Source organism: Pricia sp. (assembly GCF_041745955.1).
In the GTDB taxonomy this organism is placed as follows: Bacteria; Bacteroidota; Bacteroidia; order Flavobacteriales; family Flavobacteriaceae; genus Pricia.
Genome location: NZ_JBGTHY010000221.1, coordinates 1 through 14501 on the forward strand (window position 1 = coordinate 1; position 14501 = coordinate 14501).

The 14501-nt window shown below is 44.5% G+C and carries 14 protein-coding genes, 1 pseudogene and 1 riboswitch; of the genes and pseudogenes, 2 read left to right on the forward strand and 13 right to left on the reverse strand.

The window, feature by feature from the left end:
- A partial coding sequence (locus ACEW8S_RS07965) for a TonB-dependent receptor plug domain-containing protein (protein ID WP_373517632.1) occupies positions 1-1180 on the reverse strand: 1180 nt, incomplete at its 3' end.
- An 89-nt stretch (positions 1181-1269) separates the two neighbouring features.
- A riboswitch (TPP riboswitch) is annotated at positions 1270-1400 on the reverse strand.
- A 148-nt stretch (positions 1401-1548) separates the two neighbouring features.
- Between ACEW8S_RS07965 and ACEW8S_RS07970 the strand changes: the two genes are divergently transcribed.
- Positions 1549-4014 (forward strand): hybrid sensor histidine kinase/response regulator, encoded by a 2466-nt coding sequence (locus ACEW8S_RS07970; RefSeq protein ID WP_373517633.1) that lies wholly within the window; start codon positions 1549-1551, stop codon positions 4012-4014.
- A gap of 1 nt (position 4015) precedes the next feature.
- On the opposite strand, the gene ACEW8S_RS07975 is transcribed toward ACEW8S_RS07970, so the two are convergent.
- The 9 genes from ACEW8S_RS07975 to ACEW8S_RS08015 all read right to left on the reverse strand — a co-directional run bounded on the left by ACEW8S_RS07975 (position 4016) and on the right by ACEW8S_RS08015 (position 11571).
- Complete coding sequence (locus ACEW8S_RS07975; protein ID WP_373517634.1) at positions 4016-5407, reverse strand: sigma-54-dependent transcriptional regulator; 1392 nt, start codon at positions 5405-5407, stop codon at positions 4016-4018.
- Between the two features lie 208 nt (positions 5408-5615).
- Complete coding sequence (locus tag ACEW8S_RS07980) at positions 5616-5996, reverse strand: hypothetical protein (protein ID WP_373517635.1); 381 nt, start codon at positions 5994-5996, stop codon at positions 5616-5618.
- 442 nt (positions 5997-6438) lie between these two features.
- Positions 6439-6822, reverse strand: coding sequence for a hypothetical protein (locus tag ACEW8S_RS07985; protein ID WP_373517636.1), 384 nt, complete (start codon positions 6820-6822; stop codon positions 6439-6441).
- 428 nt (positions 6823-7250) lie between these two features.
- Positions 7251-7661 (reverse strand): hypothetical protein, encoded by a 411-nt coding sequence (locus tag ACEW8S_RS07990; RefSeq protein ID WP_373517637.1) that lies wholly within the window; start codon positions 7659-7661, stop codon positions 7251-7253.
- Positions 7662-7918: 257 nt separating this feature from the next.
- Entirely contained in the window at positions 7919-9457 is a 1539-nt protein-coding gene (locus ACEW8S_RS07995) for a DUF4301 family protein (protein ID WP_373517638.1), read from the reverse strand.
- A complete protein-coding gene (locus tag ACEW8S_RS08000) occupies positions 9454-10020 on the reverse strand; it encodes an AAA family ATPase (protein WP_373517639.1) in 567 nt (188 codons plus the stop codon). The genes ACEW8S_RS07995 and ACEW8S_RS08000 overlap by 4 nt, the downstream gene beginning before the upstream one ends.
- On the reverse strand, positions 9975-10613 hold the full coding sequence (gene pnuC / locus ACEW8S_RS08005; RefSeq protein ID WP_373517640.1) for a nicotinamide riboside transporter PnuC: 639 nt from the start codon (positions 10611-10613) through the stop codon (positions 9975-9977). The genes ACEW8S_RS08000 and pnuC overlap by 46 nt, the downstream gene beginning before the upstream one ends.
- Positions 10597-10857, reverse strand: a complete 261-nt coding sequence (locus tag ACEW8S_RS08010; protein WP_373517641.1) for a hypothetical protein — start codon at positions 10855-10857, stop codon at positions 10597-10599. The genes pnuC and ACEW8S_RS08010 overlap by 17 nt, the downstream gene beginning before the upstream one ends.
- A gap of 81 nt (positions 10858-10938) precedes the next feature.
- Positions 10939-11571: a 4'-phosphopantetheinyl transferase superfamily protein gene (locus ACEW8S_RS08015; protein ID WP_373517642.1), complete on the reverse strand. Its 633-nt coding sequence runs from the start codon at positions 11569-11571 to the stop codon at positions 10939-10941.
- Between the two features lie 99 nt (positions 11572-11670).
- On the opposite strand from ACEW8S_RS08015, the gene ahcY reads away from it, so the two are divergent.
- A complete protein-coding gene (ahcY, locus tag ACEW8S_RS08020; RefSeq protein WP_373517643.1) occupies positions 11671-12987 on the forward strand; it encodes an adenosylhomocysteinase in 1317 nt (438 codons plus the stop codon).
- A 114-nt stretch (positions 12988-13101) separates the two neighbouring features.
- Here ahcY and rpmA read toward each other — a convergent pair whose 3' ends face one another.
- The 3 genes and pseudogenes from rpmA to ACEW8S_RS08035 form a co-directional block, all read right to left on the reverse strand.
- Positions 13102-13362 carry a 50S ribosomal protein L27 gene (gene rpmA / locus ACEW8S_RS08025; protein WP_091864853.1) on the reverse strand — a complete coding sequence of 87 codons (261 nt, stop codon included), beginning with the start codon at positions 13360-13362 and terminating at the stop codon, positions 13102-13104.
- 73 nt (positions 13363-13435) lie between these two features.
- Positions 13436-14290 carry a 50S ribosomal protein L21 gene (rplU, locus tag ACEW8S_RS08030; protein ID WP_373517644.1) on the reverse strand — a complete coding sequence of 285 codons (855 nt, stop codon included), beginning with the start codon at positions 14288-14290 and terminating at the stop codon, positions 13436-13438.
- A 94-nt stretch (positions 14291-14384) separates the two neighbouring features.
- A pseudogene (locus ACEW8S_RS08035) lies at positions 14385-14501 on the reverse strand (DUF4199 domain-containing protein); the annotation flags it as partial.

The window sequence follows — 14501 nt, forward strand, 5'->3', positions numbered from 1 at the left end:
GGGCCCAAATAACTTCACCGAAATGTGCGCCCTCATAGCGGTTAAGACCCCCTCCAAAAATAAGTCCTAGATTATTTTTGGAATAATTGGCGGAAAAAACGGTGCCATAGAAATCGTTATCAAGCCAACGGCGACGTATCAGGTCGGTGGTGTTTATCAGCGAATCGTTAAAAGTCAGTGGTTCAAATCCATATTCGGCAAAGGATTCATCTTCCCTGTACTGCTCGAAATAGCCGCGACCGTGCGTAAAGTGAAAAGCGATATTGGTACTCCAGGCATCGGAGAGCTGCTCGTTCCAAAGGAGCTGGGCATGGTCTTGTTTATAATTATCGACCTCGTTGTCGTAGAACTTGGTAATGCCTTCTTCATCGGTATATTCCCCGGCGGTATTGTAGGTACGGTTTTCATTCAAGGTCTCGGCATCGATACCGTTCCAGGACTGATAGGTAACCTCATGACCTCCAAAAAGCAAGGCCTTTATCAAGGTGTTGTCATGTTTGTAAGCGGCTTGCAAAAAATAGGAGTCCAGATCGGAGGATGCCCTATCTACATACCCATCCGAAGAAATTCTAGATAATCTGCCAGAGATTTCGACATGTTCGTTCAGTAAACCGGTACTGAACTTGATGTTGTTCCTAAGGGTATTAAAACTTCCGATGGAAGAGGAAACCTGTCCGTAGGCGGTTTCGGAAACCGCATCGGTCAACAAATTCAGACTGGCACCGAACGCTCCGGCGCCGTTCGTAGACGTACCGACGCCGCGTTGTAATTGCAGGCTTTCTATGGAGGAAGCAAAATCGGGCATATTGACCCAAAAAGTACCGTGCGATTCCGAGTCATTGTACGGTATACCATTAATCGTTACGTTTACCCTTGTGGCATCGCTACCACGCACCCGGATACCGGTATACCCTACCCCGGCCCCGGCATTGGAGGTCGTTACCACGGCCGGCAAAAAGTTGAGGAGCACAGGAATATCCTGCCCTAAATTACGCGGGGCAATTTCTTCCTTTTTCAAATTGGAGAAGGTTACCGGGGCGGACTTGGTGACGCGCACGGCCTGTACGAATACTTCGTCGAGTACAACTTTTGTTCCCTCTGCAGCATCGATTTGTTGTTCTTGGGCCGATATGCCCGTGGTCAGCCCGAAAAGAGCCGTAATTGTGAATATAGTTTTCATCCGTAAAAAATATTTACGAATAAAAGGGGCTATTATTCTAAGTTAAACATGATTTTTGTCCAGTCAAGGACGTAGAATTTCCAAGCAGTACGCAAAACTCGTACCATCCCTTGGCGGCATTACCCGCCCAGGTTCATTGGGTATGATCTCAGCTTCATCCTAAACTTGTTTTCAGGACCCGCCTGAATCAGTTCGGGAATTAGCACCCCTTTGAGATGGTGTAAAGATAGTGTTCCCGTAGTGGAATTCATAACTAAAAATTGAAAAAAATTACTCCCAAGGACCAACAATGCAACAATTAACGCTTCCTTATAAACCCTATCTGCTTTATATCCGTATTTTTAACAAGGTTTATAGTCACTGAATATATGGTAAGCGAATCCAAAAAATCCAAAAATAAATTCACCCTTAAAATCGTGGCCAGCTATTTGATATTGGCCGTTTTGGCGACCGCGGTAGGCTACTTTGTCTATACGGAAATAAAAACCTATATCTCTACGGAGACCTCGGACGGCAATGATGTAAAACTATTGCGTACCAGTACTTTGGTGACCAATCTCTACGAGGCCGAAAGCCTTTCGAAATTGGCGTTAGAGGGCGATGCAAATACTAATTTCGACGCCTACGCCCTTCGTATCGACTCGATACAGCTCGAAATCGACACCTTGAAACAGCTCATGCAGGGCAGCGAACAAAAAAGTCTTTTGGATAGCCTACAGCAACTTTTGGGGCAAAAGGTCGCAAATAATAATGAGTTGAAACGCCTCAAACTAAAAAGCACCTCGAACAATTCTTTGGACAAAGCCTTGAAGGAATTTGAAAAAATCAACGAGTCCTATGGTAAATTTTCAGCCGAAAACCTCTTTCCGAATTTCGCCCAAGAATCACCGAAAGTCCAAAAATCGCTACGGGAGTATGCTGCGCTCATTAACAAAAATGCTCCCATAAATGCCGATGGCACGGCCAATAACGCTTATATTGATTCCATTCTGAGTGCATCGAAGGAAATGCTGCGAAAAGCAAAACTCCAGGATTCCAGATCACGGTATTCGCTGACCCGCAAAGAACTGGAGGTGAACCGAAACGACCGGGAGCTTTCCCGACAGCTTCAGAACATCATTACGGCGTTCGAACAAGAGGTGATGGCCAGTAGTTACGAGAGCAACCTAAAAAAACAGGCCGCACTCAAAAGAACGACCCGTATTGCCGGGCTTGCCGCCTTAATCGGCTTCTTTATCGTCGGCATCTTCTCTTTCTTGATTACCCGGGATTATTGGAAAGTTCAAACATATCGGGTGAAGTTGGAAAAGGAGAAAAAATTCTCGGAATCCCTTTTAAAAAGTAGGGAACAGCTAATATCGACCGTTAGCCATGACCTGCGTACCCCATTGAACACCATCAGTGGATATTCTGAACTTCTAGAGAGCACCGAGCTGACCAAAAAACAGAAAGGATACATTAAAAATGTAAAATCGGCATCGGAATATGTAGGCAATCTAGTAAACGACCTTTTGGACTTCTCAAAACTGGAGGCCGGAAAACTGAACATCGAAAAAGTACCCTTCATAGCGGCCAATTTAATTCAGGAAACCGCCGAAAACCTTCAAGCACTTCACGCCAGCAAAAAATTGAAATTGATACTCGATATCGCTCCCGAACTTGAAAAAACCGTTTTGGGAGACCCTTTCAGGATACGCCAAGTACTGACCAATCTCATCGGAAATGCCTTTAAATTCACCGAAAACGGCCACATTAAAATCACCGCCACGGCAGATGGCGGAAGAGGGAAAGAACTGATTGCAAAAATCGGGGTTACGGATACCGGTATCGGAATCGCCAAAGAAAAACAATATCTCATTTTCAAGGAATTTACCCAAGCCGATAGCGATACCGAAAAAAAATTCGGTGGCCATGGATTAGGACTCACCATATCGAAAAAACTGGCCGAACTGCTGCATGGTTCCTTGACGTTACAGAGCAAATTGGGCGAGGGCAGCACGTTTACCTTTCAACTACCCTTAGAGATTACCAACGCGGTACGGGAAGCGGATAAAGAAATGCCCTACATGGCCCCAAAACTGCGGATGCTGATCATCGACGACGACACCTCGCTGCTGCATATGTTGCGCGAACTGGCCGAAAGCATGGGTATTACCGCCCACACCTTTACCAATTTTCTTTCTATAGAAGAAGATTCTCATTTGGCCTATGATATTGTACTAACCGATATTCAAATGCCCCAGGTAACCGGTTTCGAAGTTCTAAAACGCCTGCGGTCGGGCAAGTATGAACACTACTCCGATCAGCCCATTATCGCCATGACCGGCCGGAGAGATCTAGGGCCTGAATCCTATACCAGCATAGGCTTTACCCAAGTGCTACAAAAACCTTTTACCAAAGGTGAACTGGTCGCCACCTTAAAATTATTGGGCATCGCTACCGCTAAAGCACCGAAAAAAGAAGAAGCTGCCGTGGAATCGCCAGAAAGCCCGATATTATACAACCTCGATATTATCCACTCTTTTTTAGGAAAAAACGAAGATGCCATTTATGAGGTACTCCAAACCTTTTTAAACGACACGCGAACCAATATGCAGCTTTTGGAGGAGACCGTTGTGGCGAACGACTACGACCAGGTTAACCATGTCGCCCACCGGATGCTTCCTATGTTTCGCCAATTGAAGGTAAGGGAGTCTGTTTCCATTTTGGAAAAAATGGAGCTTGCGACTACCGAAAAAATGGATAGCGAGGCGCTATTGCTGTCCCTACGGCAACTTAAAACCCATGTGAAGGCCCTTGTTTCCGAAATGGAAGAGCGGCCTGTGATGAATTAGGCTAAAGATCCAAGTTATAGTGGTTGATCTTGTTGTACAGTGTCTTTCGCGTTACCTGTAGCAACTTGGCAGCTTTTGATTTATTGAAGTTCGTTTTTTTCAGCGCCTTGATTATCCTATCCTTTTCAAATTCGGATTTAGAAAAACCATCGGCCACCGATTCCCTTTCCTGTGGCTGCAAAACTTCCTTAGGCAGGGCAGCTAGCTGCACCTCATCGCCAGTGGTCAATAGAACGGCCCTTTTGATGACATTCTGTAGTTCACGAAGGTTTCCGGGCCAACGGTACTGCTGAAAGGCCTCCCACACCTCATCCGAAAAACCGTCCACATTTTTATGGAGAACGGTATTCGCCTTTCGCAAAAAGTTCTCGGCGAAAAGGGTAAGGTCTTCGAACCGCTCTTCCAAAGAAGGTATCTGAATCGAAAATTCGTTCAGCCGATGGTAAAGGTCCTCGCGGAAGGTTCCCGCTTCTACCGCCTCGGTCAAATCTTCGTTCGTAGCGGTGATGATACGCACATCTACCCCGATTTCCTTGGTACTGCCTACCCTTTTAATCTTACGTTCCTGCAAGGCACGGAGTAGTTGTATCTGATTTTCATAGGATAGATTTCCCACTTCGTCTAAAAACAAAGTACCCTTATCGGCCGCCTCAAAATTGCCCATCTTATCTTCAATGGCACCCGTGAAACTTCCTTTGATATGGCCAAAAAATTCGCTTGTCGCCAATTCCTTGGGAATAGCACCACAGTCCACCGCAATGAAATTAAAGCCTTTTCGTTTACTGCCATCGTGTATGGCCTTGGCGGTAACTTCTTTTCCGGTGCCACTCTCTCCCGTAATCAAGACGGACATATCGGTCGGCGCCACTAAATCGATATACTGCAGTAATTTTTGGGATGCCTCGCTAATACCTTTGACTACCGTTTCATCAGATATGTTTACTTTCGGGAGTTCGCTTCTCGGGGAACCGTTCCCGTTTTCCTGCGAACTAGGATTTGCATGTGTGACCCGTAAATCTGAGTCCCTAGGTATTTGGGATTTAAGGGCATTGTCAAGAATCATTACGATCTCATCAGGGGTAAAAGGCTTTGAAATGTAGTCAAACGCCCCCTTTTTCATCGCGTTAACGGCCGAGCCTACCTCGGCGTAACCGGTCATTACTATTACTTGGGTCTTCGGGTTCACGCTCTTGATATCGCCCAACAGCTGTATGCCATCGTAATCGGGCAGCCTCAAGTCGGTAAGGATAAGGTCGAAGTTATTGTTCTCGAACTTCTCTTTGGCGTCCGGTGCGGTAAAACTGATCTCTACGTCGTAGCCGTGTTTGGTCAAAAACTTTTGGAGCATTTGGCAGAATGCTGCATCGTCTTCAATAATCAAAAGGTTTGGCATATTGCGTTCTTGGAATCAGTAAGTAGTAACCATGTAAAAATACCACAAGAAAGCCGTTTTTTAACTAAATTTATCTTAAAAAGTCTTTATCCGATATGCATCCTCATTAGAACAACTACGCTATACCGCATAAAAAAGGGAACCGTTTCAAAAAACGGTTCCCTTTCCATTATCCGCCATTGGGTTTCCCCAAGCGACTTAATTATTCTTACTGCTCAACAGCGTTACCTTCTTCGTCAACGATAAGGGCACCTGAAGTTCCATCCTCCAAAGAAACCTCTACTTTGTAATGACCAGCTTCGTTCTTGGCAGCACTGTTTACAGTAGCACCTGGATAGTTAGTCTCGATCATTGAAGTAACGGCTTCAGGGACTTCTTCGATAGCGATTTCGCTGAAATCGTCTTGGGCAACAGCTTCAGTTGCAGCCTCTTGACCTTCGGCCGCGGCATCAGTAGCCTCTTCCTGTACTTCAGTAGCCTCTTCCTGTACTTCAGTTGCAGCATCTTGGGCCTCGGTAGCTTGCTCTTCTTGAGCAAAGGCGGTTAAACTTCCTAATGCAAATACGGCTGTGATAAATAACTTTTTCATGATGTTCTAATTTTGGATTAAATAAATTAAATTCATAGTGTACATTGAAAAAAGTGTACCAAAAATATTACTATTTATAAGCCATTGATTGATAGTAGTTTATATTTTAACATGAGTATTATGAGTGTGTAATTCTGTGTACCACTGTGTAGATCGTATAAAAATTCTACAGTTCAAATTGTTTATTCTTTAGGCTTTTAATTCTAGATCGTTACCCCTATCGAAGGTAGTCCTGTTTTGATGTCCCGCATTTTTCCAATAGCTCACGTACCTTAATTTATTCAAGGGAACAATTACACCTTTGGATGCCTATTGAGCCATGAAATTACGAATAGGTCTGGAGCGGACTTTCAATACATTTAAACCAAAAAAAAAGGGGTCGCATAAATACGACCCCTTTCCGACCAAACCAACTTGATACAAAACAAATAACTTCAGATATTTACATTTCGATCCAGTTACCGTTTTCGTCAGCGTACAAAGTTCCGGCTGTACCATCTTCCAATGATACTTCTAACTTGTATTGATTTGCTTCATTAACGTATGCCTTGTCGATAGAGGCAGTTGGATAATTTTTAGATACTGCTGCAGTTACCGATTCTGGTAATTCATCTGCACCTACTTCGGCGAAATCACCTTGGGTGGCCTCTACTGCATCGGTAGTTTCGGCATCTACTGCATCGGTAGCCGTTTCTTCAACAGCCTCTGTAGCTTCAGTTGCAGTTTCTTCAACAGCTGTTCCAGCTTCTTCAACGGCGTTTTCTTCTTGAGCAAAAGCAGTCATTGTTCCTAAGGACAATACTGCGGCGATCATTAAATTTTTCATGGTTCTAGTTTTAATTTGTTAAACTGAAATTAGTATTGAAATAATGATACCAAAACACAATAAAGTCCTATTGCGCTGATATTCAGAATTTTAAAAAATTTGAACGGATTTGAAACTGTGTAATTCTGTATACTTATTTTTGGAAAGCGTGTAAAATGTATACGACGCTTGAAGTTTCGGTCTCCCTGATAGATACCCAATTTACCTTTGGCAAAGAAGCTGGCTCAAAAACTTTGACAAAGTAGCTCTAGGAACTCAAAAGAGACAATAGCCAAGGGAGGTACAAAAATTTCAACTCCGATAAACTTTGTCATCCTCTAAAACCTTGTCATCCTCGATTTGACCCCATAAAAAAGCCCCGACTACCTTTCGGCAATCGGGGCTTTTCAGTACCAAGCTATAAAAGCTTGGCGAGATAATGTCTCGAATTACATTTCAATCCAGTTACCTTCGGCATCGGCATACAATTTAGCTGACTCACCGTCTTCGGTAGTAACTTCCAATTTGTATTGACCATCTGCATTCATAGAAGCCTTGTCGATAGAAGATCCAGGATGCGCCTCTTCCAAAGCGGCAGTGATAGCTTCTGGTACTTCTTCTGTAGCAACTTCGTTGAAACCGTCTTGGGCAGCAACTTCTTCGGTAGCTTCTTCAGCAACCTCGGTAGTTTCTTCGACAGCTTCTTCAGCCGACTCTTCAACAGCTTCGGTAGCCTCTTCAGTAGATTCCTCTACAGCTTCGGTAGCTTCAGTAGCAGTTTCTTCAACAGCAGTCTCTTCTTGTGCGAAAGCAGTCATTGTCCCAAGGGCAAGTACTGCGGCAATCATTAAATTTTTCATTTTGTGTGTGTTTAAATTAAAATTTGTATTTATTTGTTTTGAGTATCAGTTCATTTTGATAGTCGATTAGTATAAAGGGAAAATAGTGCCAATCATGAAATAACACCAAATATCGTATAAAAACACTGATTATCAGATACTTAATTATATTTAAATTAATATAGGCATGTATACCAGTGTGTAAAAACCTAAAAAAGTGTGTAAGGTTTACACACTTTTTTAGGTTTTATCGGAATAGTTGGAGAAATCGCCCTACACTATTTGACTTGATGTACGGGTTTCAATAGATCGTTCACGGTTTTAACGGGACTGAACGTCTGCAGGGGCACCTCTACGAATAGGGTATTCCAATAGGCCATGGCCCCGTTCCATAATCCGGGCAGTTCCAAAGCTTTCAGCTCCCGGCCATCTTTGGTCTTTCCGGTAATGAAGCCTTGCTTGGTATCTACAAAATTCATCAAGTCGTACTTTTCTCCCTTATAGTTCTTGATACCGCACACTAGATCAACGGGATTGAAGTGGGTCGCGTTTTTAAGGATATCAGCCTGATCGGACCTGTTCATATCGATCTGGGCCGATTCGATGATCTGTAGCGACACGTTTCCATTTCGGTCTTTGACCCAAAACGGACCTCCCCCTGGCTCGCCCTCGTTCTTCACCATACCGCAAATACGGATGGGCCTGTTTATTTTATCCTTTACTATATCGATCTGTTGTCCGATATTAAAACTGGCAAAAGTATCGGAAAGGCGTCCGTTGAGTTCACTTTCCAAAAAAGTTTTGATTTCGTCCAGTTGCCCAGCGGTCAAATCGCCATCATTCAAGCGTTTTGCATATTCAAAGGCCTTTGCCTGCACTTTGAGCAACACACCGGCCAATACCTTTTTACTATCGACTACATCATTGGCAAATCTGGGTACGGTTACATTGTCGATATTCTTTATAAAGACGATGTCGGCATCTTGTTCGTTCAGGTTTTCTATCAGGGCGCCGTGGCCACCGGGCCTGAACAGCACATTACCATCGTCTGTGCGAAAAGGTTCGTTGTCCATATCTACGGCAATGGTATCCGTCGATGGTTTTTGATAGGAATAGCTGACGTTGAACGAAGTCTGCATTGCGGATGAAACCCTACCCTTACAATTCGAGAATTCTTTGTTGAACATATCGCCGTGCTGTTCGGAAATGGTGAAATGTAATGTTGCGGTATCGCCGGTTTTGGCATACGCCGATGCTTCCTTTAGATGTTCTTCAAAAGGCGTAGCGGTATGGTCGCTATATTTGTGGAACGGTAAAAGTCCCTTCGGATAGAATCCATAGTTCAACGCATCCTCCGACATCATTTCCTTTACGAACAGATATACTTCTTCGTCTTTAGAGGATGCCCTTCCGGTAATGCGATGTTCTACGATCTTATAAAAGGGAAAATCGGTAAGGCCTTCATGAAACGTCTTCATATCGGTATCGCCCGATCGTTCAAAATAATCGTCCAAGCTTTCTTCGGATGGATCATAGGCTTCCAAAAAATTGAACAGCGCCCTGAACATACGCGATGCCGCGCCCGAAGCCGGTACGAACTTAAGCAATGCCATTTCGTCTTGCGCCGCATCAAACCGCTCAATAAGCTGCTTTTCCTCCTCGGGCGTGAACTTCGAAATCCCTTCCCCTACCGTTACGGCCTTTTCGAGTTGTACAAAGGGTATCCCTTCTTTAAAGGTTTCGATCTGCGCGTTTACCTTTCTTTCGGAAATTCCTTTTTTGGATAGTAGTTCTAAATCGTTCTTTGTCAGTGTCATGGTTTTAATGTCAGTTTATCGATTTTCGAAACGGCCGTCTCCAACCGTGTTTTTTTATCGCCCTTCAATATAACAAAATTCCTATTATATTTTTCCAAAGTTTCCTTGAAATAAGCAAACATCTTTTCACGCTCATTGGGCTTATCCCTTAAATCGTCGCCCACCCACGGGATGTCTACATAGGTCAATAGGTATAGGTCATACGTATTTTGAAGCGCATACTTTTCCAGTAAGGGGTCGCAATTACCTATGTAATAAGCTTCGGAATATACTTTGGTTTCGAGCAGATCGGTATCGCAGATGAGAATATGCGTTGCTTTTTCGGTCAGTTCGTTTTCCAACTGCATCTGCCCTTCGGCGATAGGCAATAGGTCATGGGGTTCACAGGTCTTGCGCTCGTCGTTCCACTTTTTCTGAAGGTATTCCCGGGCATATTCCGGCACCCAAACCGTGTTGTAATGGCGGGCGAGTTGCTCGGACAAGGTAGTCTTTCCTGTGGATTCCGGGCCAAAAAGAACTACCTTAATAACGTCCGAGGACTTTTGTTTAAGCTTTTCTTCCATGCAAGATATCCATAGACGGCAATGATGGTGAATAAAAAGTATTGCAGCGAAGTAAATATAAGTCCTTTATACCAATATAAAGGAACCGATATGATATCCCCGATTATCCAATACACCCAATTTTCCAATTTCTTTTTGGCCATCAGCCACATCCCTACGAAAAAGATGGCGGTGGTCAAGGTGTCGACATAGGCCGTCCAATTATTGAACTTATCGAAATAGAGATATATGGCACACACGAAAATAACCGCGGCCATAAATAGGATAAGGGATTGTCTGTTTTCTTTGGATGTCGTTTCGGTAATGGCAATAAAATGGGTAGTATCGACCTTGCGCGTCCAAACATACCAGCCATAGATACTCATGGAAAAATAGTAGGCATTGATCAGCATATCGCCCAAAAGTCCGAAAACTAATAGGATGTATACAAAGATGGCCGTACTAATGATCCCGGTCGGAAAAACAAGGATGTTCTCCCGCTTGGAATACCATACGCTCAAAAACCCGAAGACCACGGCAATGATTTCCAATACCACCAAATGGGTAGGGATACCTTCGTACTGCGCAAAGATCCAATCAAAAATGGGGCTCATACGCGCTGCGGTCCGATTTTACGATTTTTAGATAGAGTAAGCCCTTGTCCATCAAATCAAAAGCAGTTTTTATCTCTTCGTTCAGCACCTTCATCACCCTATCATAATCGCCATAGACCTGGGTACTGAGCGGATTTTCTAAAACCGTCAGTCCCGATGCCCGGAGCTTTTTGATAAAACCGATGATGTGGACTTCGAAATCGCTTTGTAAAGGGGAGAAGGTTAATTCTACGGATATGTTCATAACTGTATCTTTGTCGTTCCCGTACTTAGGTTGTGCCCAGCACAGGCTGCGACGGGAATCTATTTCGCATTTCACCCTCAACTAACTTTTTATCGCATAGACGCACGTGAAACCCTCAAACTCCAAAAATTCGATCATATAGAACGACTCCACCCCCTTATAAAGTATGCCTGCGGTGGTGCGGTCATCCTCGAAAGAAAAATCCTTTACGTTGATATGGTGCAGAAAACTGAGTCCCGGCTCGGGATAAATTTTATATAGGGCTTCCTTGGCGCCCCAAACGATGGTCAGCTTTCGGATCAGCGCATCGGTATTGGCGATGGTACTATATTCTTCGATGGGTGTAAATTTATGGGCAATGCGCAGTATCTTTTCCCGCTGCATTTCGATGTCGATGCCTACTTCCTTATCCGAACTGACAATAATGCCCGTGAAATGGTGCGAGTGCGTAATGGAAATCTTGCTCCCATTCTTTAGGTGCGGTTTCCCGGCCTCGTCGTAATAGAGGTCTTGATCGACATGGCCGGCCTGTGCCATCAAATGGCGGATGCTCAAAAATGCCCTGCGGTGCAATTCCGATTTCATACCTTCCATCCTTTTTTCGCAATGTGGCGTTAAGGAAATCCCTTTAGAAAGTTCGGACTCCGATTCCGTTACCTGCCAAAGAAAAGCCTTGGTCGAGGCGCTTACCGTTAATGTATTGTAAAGAGGCATAGGTTTATAAACGATTTTCTTAACTTTGACAGCTTACGGATTATCCCAAACAATAGTCCGTATCCATGGATAGTAACGAAAGTAAAAAATAAAAAGAAGATGGATACCAAAACTGTAGCATTTGTACCCCATAAAGTAAAGGATATCGCCTTGGCGGACTGGGGAAGAAAGGAAATCGAACTCGCCGAGGCCGAAATGCCTGGACTGATGTCATTGCGTGAAGAATACGGAAACGAGCAGCCCCTAAAAGGCGCGCGTATCGCCGGATGTCTTCATATGACCATCCAGACCGCCGTACTTATCGAGACTTTAGTTGCCTTGGGCGCGGAGGTTACGTGGAGTTCTTGCAACATCTTCTCTACACAGGACCACGCCGCTGCCGCCATTGCCGCTGCCGGTATTCCCGTTTATGCCTGGAAAGGCATGAACGAAGAGGAATTCAACTGGTGTATCGAACAGACCTTGTTCTTTGGCGAGGACCGCAAGCCCCTGAACATGATTTTGGACGATGGTGGTGATCTCACCAATATGGTATTGGACCAATACCCTGAACTGTCCGGTAACATCAACGGCCTTTCCGAAGAAACTACTACCGGGGTTCACCGGCTTTATGAGCGCGTGAAAAAAGGAACGCTTCCCATGCCCGCTATCAACGTGAACGATTCCGTTACCAAATCAAAGTTCGATAATAAATTCGGCTGCCGCGAAAGTGCCGTCGATGCCATTCGCCGTGCGACCGATACCATGCTCGCCGGAAAAAAAGTGGTGGTTTGTGGTTACGGGGACGTGGGAAAAGGCACTGCCGCTTCCTTTAAAGGCGCCGGCTCCATCATTACCGTCACCGAAATCGATCCCATCTGCGCCCTGCAGGCCTGTATGGACGGGTTCGAGGTAAAAAGATTGGAAAATGTAGTCGGCAAGGCCGATATCATAATCACCACGACCGGAAATAAGGATATCATCCGCCCAGAACATTTCAAGGCGATGAAAGACAAGGCCATTGTCTGTAATATCGGCCACTTCGACAATGAGATCGATATGGCATGGCTGAACAAAAACTATGGCGACACCAAAGATGAAATTAAACCTCAGGTAGACAAGTATACCATTGATGGTAAAGATATTATTGTACTCGCAGAGGGCCGTTTGGTCAATTTGGGCTGTGCTACCGGCCACCCAAGCTTCGTAATGAGCAACTCGTTCACGAACCAAACTTTGGCACAGATCGAACTTTGGAAGAACAGCGACAACTACGAAAACGAGGTGTACATGCTTCCCAAGCACTTGGACGAAAAAGTGGCGGAACTGCACTTATCACGTCTAGATGCGGAACTTACAGAACTGAAGCCCGATCAGGCGGAGTATATCGGAGTGGAAGTAAAGGGACCGTTCAAGCCGGAGTACTACAGATACTAGATTTTAGTTGTTGGAGATCTGCATCATGGCAGGCAGGCACACTAGTCGAAAAATTAAAAAACCCTCTCCAAAAGGCTGAAGAGGGTTTTTTAATTATTAGCGTATCGAATGTAATTAAGCCTCAAAAGGTTCAATGGAAACATACGACTTTCCACCGACTTTCTTTTCGAATTTCACAAGACCGTCTACACGGGCGTGTAAGGTGTGATCTTTTCCAAGATATACGTTTTGGCCGGGATTGTGTTTTGTACCGCGTTGTCTGACAATTATATTGCCGGCGGTAGCGGCCTGGCCACCGAAAATCTTAACGCCCAAGCGTTTCGATTCCGATTCCCTACCGTTTTTAGAACTACCTACTCCTTTTTTATGTGCCATGGCTTAAAAAATTATTGATTCTTAATTATTGATTATTCCCGAAGTCTAGGTGCTGCGGCTTACTGCAACCGGCTTACTTCTTCTTAAGCAATTCCTTGGCCTGTTTTACCCATTCTTCGGATTCAATTTTTTCGCGGGTAATACCGTCCAGTGCAGAAAGCTCGTCCCTATCGGCGGCCTTCAGTTTACTGATCTGTTCGTAGGTATAGACGCCCACTTCGTTCAACTTTTCCTCATAAGCGGGACCGATACCGTTGATTTCCTTCAAGTCGTCGGCATCCGCTTTTGTGGATGTGCCGATACTGTGAAGCAACTTGTCCACATTGATTTCGATATGTTGGTCTTCTGCCCTATGCTCGGCACGGGTAACCAAATTCTCGCTGACCTCGTCCTTGTCGGATTTTGGCTTTGTTTCCGTTTTCTTTGGGGCCGCCTTTTTTGGGGCCGCCTTTTCAGTCTTTGGTTTTGAAGCTACCGATTTTTCCACAGGTGCCGATTTTCCAGTGGCCTCCTGTATTGTATCCTTACCTTCCTTTTTAGAAGATGCCTTGCTTTCGGTTGCTTTTGCGGAATTGGGTTTTATTGCTTCCTCCTTAGTATCGGATTTTTTAGCGCCTTTGGTAAGGATACTCTCGATTACGATTTCGGTCAGCGATTGACGGTGTCCGTTTTTCTTTTGGTACCCTTTACGTCTTTTCTTCTTGAAGACGATTACTTTGTCACCCCTAAGGTGCCTAATGACTTTGGCCTCGACTGCGGCTCCGTCTATGGCCGGGGCGCCAATGGTGATGTCCGATCCGTCGCCCAAAAGAAGTACATTGCCAAAAGTTACCTTTTTGCCTTCTTCGGTCTGTAAACGGTGTACATACACTTTTTGGTCTTTCGCAACTTTAAATTGCTGCCCTGCCATCTCTACGATTGCATACATATAATGTGTATTTGTTTGATTTACCGCCTATTTTTTCAATAAGCGGATGCAAATATACAGCTAATTAAATAACACACAAACGGTATTTTTAAATTTAAACCGTTTTTTTCTGCGCTTTTCGGGGTGTTTTGAATAGTTGCATAAAAGAAAGGGTCAGCACTAAAGTGGTAGCAAACCCCATGATGGCGACCGTGAAGAATACGATGGCCTC